Annotated in this window: 5 protein-coding genes, 2 pseudogenes and 1 riboswitch; of the genes and pseudogenes, 2 read left to right on the top strand and 5 right to left on the bottom strand. The window is 67.6% G+C overall.

The window, feature by feature from the left end; genetic code table 11:
- On the bottom strand, positions 1 to 706 hold a 706-nt coding region (locus FrCorBMG51_RS22055; protein ID WP_047224938.1), incomplete at its 3' end, for a 3-hydroxyisobutyryl-CoA hydrolase.
- A 166-nt stretch (positions 707 to 872) separates the two neighbouring features.
- Positions 873 to 1,103, top strand: a riboswitch (cobalamin riboswitch).
- A 77-nt stretch (positions 1,104 to 1,180) separates the two neighbouring features.
- On the opposite strand from FrCorBMG51_RS22055, the pseudogene FrCorBMG51_RS27525 reads away from it, so the two are divergent.
- A pseudogene (locus tag FrCorBMG51_RS27525) lies at positions 1,181 to 1,682 on the top strand (P-loop NTPase family protein); the annotation flags it as partial.
- A gap of 152 nt (positions 1,683 to 1,834) precedes the next feature.
- On the opposite strand, the gene FrCorBMG51_RS22060 reads toward FrCorBMG51_RS27525, so the two are convergent.
- Positions 1,835 to 2,548, bottom strand: coding sequence for a ribonucleotide-diphosphate reductase subunit beta (locus FrCorBMG51_RS22060; protein ID WP_338052795.1), 714 nt, complete (start codon positions 2,546 to 2,548; stop codon positions 1,835 to 1,837).
- Between FrCorBMG51_RS22060 and FrCorBMG51_RS22065 the strand changes: the two are divergent.
- Positions 2,432 to 3,108: pseudogene (locus tag FrCorBMG51_RS22065) on the top strand (enoyl-CoA hydratase-related protein). The gene FrCorBMG51_RS22060 and the pseudogene FrCorBMG51_RS22065 sit on opposite strands and share 117 nt — an antisense overlap.
- A gap of 113 nt (positions 3,109 to 3,221) precedes the next feature.
- Here FrCorBMG51_RS22065 and FrCorBMG51_RS22070 read toward each other — a convergent pair.
- The 3 genes from FrCorBMG51_RS22070 to FrCorBMG51_RS27530 all read right to left on the bottom strand — a co-directional run bounded on the left by FrCorBMG51_RS22070 (position 3,222) and on the right by FrCorBMG51_RS27530 (position 7,573).
- A complete protein-coding gene (locus FrCorBMG51_RS22070; RefSeq protein WP_047224931.1) occupies positions 3,222 to 4,016 on the bottom strand; it encodes an enoyl-CoA hydratase/isomerase family protein in 795 nt (264 codons plus the stop codon).
- Between the two features lie 343 nt (positions 4,017 to 4,359).
- On the bottom strand, positions 4,360 to 5,010 hold the full coding sequence (locus FrCorBMG51_RS22075) for a response regulator (protein ID WP_086055619.1): 651 nt from the start codon (positions 5,008 to 5,010) through the stop codon (positions 4,360 to 4,362).
- Positions 5,000 to 7,573 (bottom strand): ATP-binding protein, encoded by a 2,574-nt coding sequence (locus FrCorBMG51_RS27530; protein ID WP_086055620.1) that lies wholly within the window; start codon positions 7,571 to 7,573, stop codon positions 5,000 to 5,002. Before FrCorBMG51_RS27530 ends, FrCorBMG51_RS22075 begins: the two co-directional genes overlap by 11 nt.
- Positions 7,574 to 7,623: the final 50 nt, after the last annotated feature.

Raw genomic sequence — 7,623 nt, forward strand, 5'->3', positions numbered from 1 at the left:
CGACGGTCCGCGCCGCGTAGCAGTGGTCGATCCAGCCCGCCTGCGTGGCCAGCGCGCTGGCCGGGGGCGGCTCGGCGAAGGAGCGGACCACATCGACCGGATCGCTGTCGTCACCGTTGCCCAGCGCGTCGACCAGCGCGCCGAGCCGGTCGCTGGGCACGTAGTGATCGGCCAGCCCGTGGTGGATGGCGTCGGCGCCGGATATCCGCGCGGTGGTGAGCGCGATGTGGGTGCCCGACTGGCCGGGCATCCGGGACAGCAGATAGGTTCCGCCGACGTCGGGCACGAGGCCGATGGCGACCTCGGGCATGGCAACCAGGGAACGTTCGGTGACCACCCGTACGCTGCCGTGCGAGGAGACACCGACGCCCCCGCCCATGACCAGTCCGTCCATCAGCGCGACATACGGTTTCGGGTAGTGGCTGATGCGGGCGTTGAGCCGGTACTCGTCGACCCAGAAATCCAGGGCGGCGGTGCCGCCGGAGCTGACGTCGTCGTAGATGGACCGGATGTCACCGCCGGCGCACAGCCCCCGCTCGCCAGCACCGTCGATCAGCACCGCCCGGATGCGCTCGTCGTGCTCCCAGACGGTCAGGGCGTCGGCGATGCGGCGCAGCATGTCGTGGCTGAGCGCGTTGATGGCCTTCGGCCGGTTGAGCGTGATCCGGCCCAGCCGGCCCTGGACGGTGAACAGTATGTCGGCCATCGCCTTCCCTCCGGTGCCCGGCGGGACACGGCGGCCCGCACGGTAGGACGTCCAACAATGTCGGCTGATACCGCGCGGTCTCAAGCGATACCCCGCAGCCCGCGGCTTACCGGCGGGCACGCACCGTGGGCCGGGAGTTGCGAGCGTGTGCCGGCCTGCCGGTCCTATAGTCGGTTCCGGAGCTGGTTCCGCCCGGTCAGCCAGATCGGGTGTCGTAAGAGGGAACCCGGTGTGAGTCCGGGACTGCCCCGCAGCGGTGAGTGGGAACGACCGCCGTCATCAGCACTGGGTTCCAGACAGAACCTGGGAAGCGACGGCCAGTAGAATGGCCAGTAGACAGGCCACCTTGGTGTCCGTGCCCACAAGTCCGAAGACCTGCCAGCTCGCCGCGCGTCCGGCGACGTGCGGTGGTCCAGGGCTTCGAGGGAGAGCCGGGGGACGCGGCCACGGATTCCCGTGCTGTGACGCTCTCCGCCGTCCTCGACCTGCACCGGCGGCAGCATCCTGGGGGACCGGACGCGGATGGCCCGGCTCGGAATCGACCCGGCCGCGTTCGTGCGCCCCTCGCCGACGTCGGGGACCCTCGGCGGTGTCGCCCGGGCGACCCGGGAGTCCATCGTGGTGATGGAGGCCGCCGGTTACGACGTCGTCCTGGTCGAGACGGTCGGCGTCGGACAGTCGGAGGTGACCGTCGCCGGGATGGTCGACACCTTTCTGCTGCTGTGCCTGGCGCGTACCGGCGACCAGTTACAGGGCATCAAGAAGGGGGTGCTCGAACTCGCCGACATCGTCGCGGTCAACAAGGCCGACGGCCCCTACGAGCAGGATGCGCGCGTCGCCGCGAAGGAGCTGGCTGGCGCCCTGCGGCTCCTGCAGACCGCTGACGGCGGCTGGACCACACCGGTGCTGACCTTGCAGCGCCATGACCGGCGCGGGCCTGGAGGAGGTCTGGCGGACCGTCGAACGCCACGGAGACGCTGGCCGCCGACCGGATCCTGGCGGCCTTCCTCGGGGAGCCGCCCGGGACAGCCTCCGACGGAGCCCGTTGACGACGACACCGCGGCCCGACCATGGCCCGGCCACCGCCGCCGGGTACTTCTCCTGCCGGTGGGCCGATCGGTGGACCGGTCAGAAGTCCTCGTCGAAGGCGACGATCCCGGTCACGCCCATCTGGTAGGACGAGACGCGCCGCTCGAAGAAGTTCGACAGTTCCTGGACGTCTTGGAGTTCCAGGAAGGAGAACGGGTTGGCTGATCCGAACATCGGCGCGAACCCGAGCTCGGCCAGCCGCCGGTCCGCGACGTACTCAAGATACGAGCGCATGTCCGGCACGGTCATCCCGGCGACGCCACCGGCGAGGAGGTCCCGCGCGAACGCCGTCTCGGCGGCCACCGCCTCGGCCAGCATCGCGCGGACGCCGGCTTCGAACTCGTCGCCAACGAGGTCCAGTTCCTCCGCGCGCACCGTGCGTACGACGTCGAACGCGAACTCCATGTGCATCGACTCGTCACGAAACACCCAGTTCGTCCCGGACGCCAGCCCGCTGAGCAGGCCCCGGGATCTCAGGAAGTACACGTAGGCGAAGGCGCCGTAGAAGAACAGCCCCTCGATGCAGGCGGCGAAACAGATGAGGTTCAGCAGGAAGGCCCGCCGGTCGCTCGACCGGGAGTCGGGATGATCACTTTGAACCGACCGAAGGCGCTGAACGCGCTGAGCCTTCAGGTCATGCGGGAGCTGACCGCGGCGGCTGCGGACCTCGACCAGGACCGTTCGATCGGCGCTGTCGTGATCACCGGCTCGTCGAGGGCGTTCGCCGCGGGCGCCGACATCAAGGAGATGCAGCCCCAGTCGTTCAGCGAGGTCTACGCCAGCGACTGGTTCGCAGGCTGGGACGGGCTGGCCCGGGTCCGCACCCCCTGATCGCCGCGGTCGCGGGCTACGCGCTGGGCGGCGGCTGCGAACTGGCGATGATGTGCGACATCCTGCTGGCCGCCGACACCGCGAAGTTCGGCCAGCCCGAGATCACTCTTGGTGTGCTGCCGGGGATGGGTGGCTCCCAGCGGCTGACCAGGGCTGTGGGCAAGGCCAAGGCGATGGAACTGTGTCTGACCGGCCGGACGATGGACGCCATCGAGGCCGAGTCGGCCGGCCTCGTCTCGCGGATCGTGCCTGCCGAGGGTCTCGTCGACGAGGCGCTCGACGTGGCGGAGAAGGTCGCGGGAATGTCCACTCCGGTGGCCATGATGGTCAAGGAGGCGGTCAACCGTGCCTTCGAGACTTCGCTGAGCGAGGGTGTGCTGTTCGAACGGCAGATCTTTCATGCCACGTTCGCCACCGCGGACCAGGAGGAGGGCATGGCGGCCTTCACCGAGAAGCGCCGGCCCGTCTTCCGGGACGAGTGATCGTCTTTCTGGAACGGGTGATCACTACGGGGCGGGGTCGACGCCGGGTTCGGCTCGCCCGTCGCTGAACGCGTCCACCGCGGCCAGGTCATCGGTGGCCGGCACCCGATCTATCAGGCGCGGGAACGGCGGGTGTCAAGGAAGGCGGTGACCAGCGCCCGTGACCGTGGGTCTGCTGCCGATTCCGCGATCGCCGCCGACTCCAGGTCGAGATGCTCCTCGAAGGAGCGCCGCTCCGCCTCCGCGAGCAGCTTCTTCGTCCGGGCCAGCGTGCCCGGTGGGACCGCCGCCAACTGCTCCACGACCGCCGCGACCGCATCGTCGAGCCGGCCGTCCTCCACAACCTGGGTGACGAGCCCCCAGTCGAGTGCCTCGGCCGCTGAAAGAGACCGTCTGGTCAGAGCGAACTCGGCCGCGCGGCGCGGACCGAGGATGCGGGGGAGCAGCCAGCTCGCGCCGCCGTCCGGGGACAACCCGACCGCGGAGTAGGCGAGAGTGAACGACGCGCTCCGGCCGGCGAGCAGAACGTCACCGGCCAGAGCGATGCCAATGCCGACGCCCGCCACGGCGCCGCGTACCGCCACGACGATCGGCGCCGGCAGCCCCGCCAGGATCCGTAACGCATCGTGAACAGTGTTCGCCAGTCTGGCCACAAAGGTCCCGACATCGTCGCCGACGGCGACGAACGCCCGCAGATCCCCGCCTACGCAGAAGTTCGCTCCCCGTGATCGGACGACCACGACGGTTGACGTCCCCTTGGTGACAAGTTCCCGCACCTGCTCCGCGGAGCGGACAAGGGCGGTGGCCAGCTCTATGTCGACGGCGTTGCCCGAACCATGATCAATGACCAGGTGTGCGACGTGCCCGGCGATCGTCACGTGGACGGGAGCCGGTTCTGCGAGGGTCATCGTCGATCTCCTGTGGGTGCCAGGGGCCGCGGCACGAGCGGCCTGGATACGCCTGGACCGCACAACGGGGCGGACGCCCACGGGCTGATCGGCACCGCTGCGTTCGTAACGGCACCGCCACCCGGGCGGAGCCTGGCGCGTGGACTCACCGCCCCCGGGGAACAGCCGGAGCGCTCCCACCGTGTCGACGGACGAATCGATTCGTTTCCACGGCCGCGAGCCCCGTACGATTTCCGCGATACCGGCCCACGGTGGGGGAGAGGATAGTCCGAGAACACCGACCGCCTTTGCTCTGATGGACACGGTTGTTCCGATGAACACCGGCGCCCGCCACCTCGTCGCCTCATTTTACCAGGCCCATCTCTCTGGCCAGGCGCACAAGTTCGGCCCGCGAGCGCAGACCCACCTTTTGTTGAAGCCGATATCGATAGGTTTCCACGGTGCGAACGGAGAGGTCGAGAACCTCGGCCATCTCCGGATTCGTGTGACCGAGGGCAAGCAGGCGCAGGATCTCAGCCTCACGTTCGGAGAGCCCAGCCACCGTGGAAACAGAGCGGCCTTCGGCGCTCGTGTCCCTGCCCAACAGGGCGGCCCCGAGCGTCGGGTGAACATACCGTTCGCCCTTGGCGACGTCGTGGATGGCCTGGATCAGCTCGATGTCGGCCGCGGCTTTCAGCACGTAGCCGAGCGCCCCGCTCGCGAATGCTTCTCTCAGGTAGGCGACATCGTCGTGCATCGTGAGCATCAGGACTCTGCTTGCCGGGCTTGCCCCGAGAATTCTCCCGATCGCCGAGATCCCACTGCTGTCTGGTAGGCCGATGTCCAGGACGACGATATCGGGTTGGAGTCGTCCGGCCGCCGCGACGGCTTCGGCCGCCGTGCCGACGTCCGCGACGACAAGGATCCCGGAGTCCTCGGCGAGCATCCGCCGCAGGCCGCCACGGACGATCCTGTGATCGTCGCAGAGCAGAACCCGTAATCGGTCATTCGTCAAGAGGCACCTCCAGTGAGATCGCTGTGCCCTGCCCCGGGGCGGAGGTCACGCGCAGCGTTCCACCGACCAGAGCCGCCCGTTCTTTCATGCCGAGGAGGCCGAGGCCCCCACCGGAGAGGGCATCCGTACGGAAGCCGATCCCGTCGTCTTCGATCACGACACGTAGGCACCGCTGAGTACGTCCTATGACGACGCTGCACTTCGAGGCCCGGGAGTGCCGAGCGACGTTCGTGACTGCCTCCTGTACCACTCGATAGGTCGTTGTCTCAATCTCAGCCGATAATCGGTCCCCGGGCTCGAGGTTGACGGTCTCGAGCTCGACACAGACATCCCCCGTCACGGCGCTCGCGGTCAGCCGTCGGAGGGCGGCCACGAGGCCTAGATCATCCAACACAGTCGGCCTGAGGTCGAAGGCGAGACGCTGAACTGAGCCGAGCGCACCGGCGACATGGTGGCGAAGCTCTGCTACCCGTGGCAGCACGTCACTTGGCTTGACTGATCCAGAGCTGTCGTTGGAAACAGTGCTTTCCACCAACCGCACGCCCAGCAGCACCGAGGTGAGCGCCTGTCCGACTTCGTCATGGAGGTCTCGTGCTACTCGCGACCGCTCAGCTTCCTGCGCCGAGATTACCCGAGCGCGTATGTCGCGCTGTAGCTGCTGGCGCTCCAGCGCAGCACCGGCTAGGCGTGCAACGAATTCGGCGAGCTGTTGCTCCTCCTCACCGAACAGCTTGCCGACCTGCGAGTGCAACGCCAGGAAGTATCCAACCATCTCGTCCCGCACAAAGACCGGCGCGCAGAGCGCCGACCGGGCGTCCGGAAGAGCCAATTCGGCATCCGGCTCGAGCTCGGTCGCCAGCGGGCGATTCAGAACAAGCGGGCCACGGTGCTCCGCCGCGCGCCGCGCCGCCTCCTGCTCCTCGGCGGACGCCGCTGAATGGCCTGGACGCCAGTCCGTGGTGAGTCCGACGACACGACAGCGTTCAGCGCGGAGCAGGGTCTGGGTGGTCTCACGGATCGCCCGCACGGTCGCCTCCGCCGAGTCGCTTGACGCGAGCAGGACACCGGCCTCGAGCAGCGCCGCGAACCGCTCGGCCAGACCCAAAGTAGACAGAGCCGATCGCGCAGCGCCCAAGCCCAATTCGGGGTAGCCCTCGCCACCGGGTACCTCACCGGTCAACTCGAGGCGGGCAGATTGCAAGTTAGTTTCCGCCAGCTCCGCGCTCGCCTCACGCCGTCTCGCCCATGCCGCGCTGCGCTTGAGATATCGGCGGGCACGACGCCGATGTCCGGACAGCGCGCATACCACGCCCAGCTCACGCAACGCATGGGGCAGGTCGTTGGGATAGAGCTTCCCGTAGCGCACCGCTCGACGGGCCGATTTTCGTGCACGCCGGAGCCGTTCGCGTCGGATGTGCGGTAGAAGTGGTCGCTCGGCCGCCTCTCGATGCAAGGTCGCTAGCCACGCGAAGACCGGCACCAGATGCGTGCTTGTAGGTTGCGCACGGCTCACCAGGCGCGCCGCGCTTGACAAACTCTCAATCGCCTGCTCGAGTTGGCCCGCGTGGCGAAGGCGCAAGGCTTCAGCAAGCAGAGCTGCGACCGTCACTTCAATGTCATCGCCGCGTCGCCCCAAGGCGGCCTGTGTCTGAATGGCCGTGACACGGCCCTCGGTTACTTTCGCGAGAACTTCTAGCGCGGTGATTTGTGCGTGCGCGTCGCCGATCTCAACTCCAATATCGAACAATCGGCGAGCTTCCTCCCGTGCCTCGCCTAGATGGCCCAGACGGTAGAGGCAGACTGCCCGCGTACGCGTGGCGAAGCCCAGTTCCCACCGGTCGCCGAGTTGATCTAAGGTTCGAACCGCGTCGCCGGCGGCGGCGGCGGCCTCCTGGTATCGGCCGGCTGCGTGCAGAACACACGCTCGCATACTCGCGACGTGTCCTTCTCCGTGCGGATCTCCCTGGCTCTGGTAGATCCACGCCGCGTGATCTATGTAGCGCATGGCACGGCGACAGAAAAACGGAAAAGTGAGTGCGAGGGCGGCTCCATAAACGGAACTCGCGTGTGCGAGTTCGGTGGTGTTTCGGCAGCGCTCCGCTATATTGATCTGACGCAGTATGAGGCACAGGGTTTCGGGACGTCGCGAATGGAACCATCTTGGATACTGCAGGCGAGTGTAGAGGTGTGCTTTGAGCCGGTTGCTTCGAAGCTCCGAGTCGGACTGTCTGTGAAAGCTGAACCTCCGGACACGTCGGGTGACACGCCGTACGATCTCCCAGGAAAGCCGCAGGAGCAGCTGTATCCGACCGCCCTCGGGCACCCATTCGCCCAGGGCTCGAAGACCGGATTCTATGTGGGCGGCCGCACCCGCGAGATCGTCCCTTCGGAACACCAGTTGCCCCAGTTGACCTTCGATCCAGGCGAGCTCGAGGCTGTCCCCGGCCAGCTCGCGTGCTCGCTGGAACCGGGTGGCTGCCTCGTCGTAGCGTCCGCGCAGCATGAGGATCTGGCCGAGTGCCTCGACGAGGGCGTACTGGACTTCCCTTGGTGAGGCGTCCATTCCCCGTTCGGCTATCCGGTACTGGCGCTCCCCTCTGTGTCAGTCTCGGG

This window comes from Protofrankia coriariae (genome assembly GCF_001017755.1).
Taxonomy (GTDB): domain Bacteria; phylum Actinomycetota; class Actinomycetes; order Frankiales; family Frankiaceae; genus Protofrankia; species Protofrankia coriariae.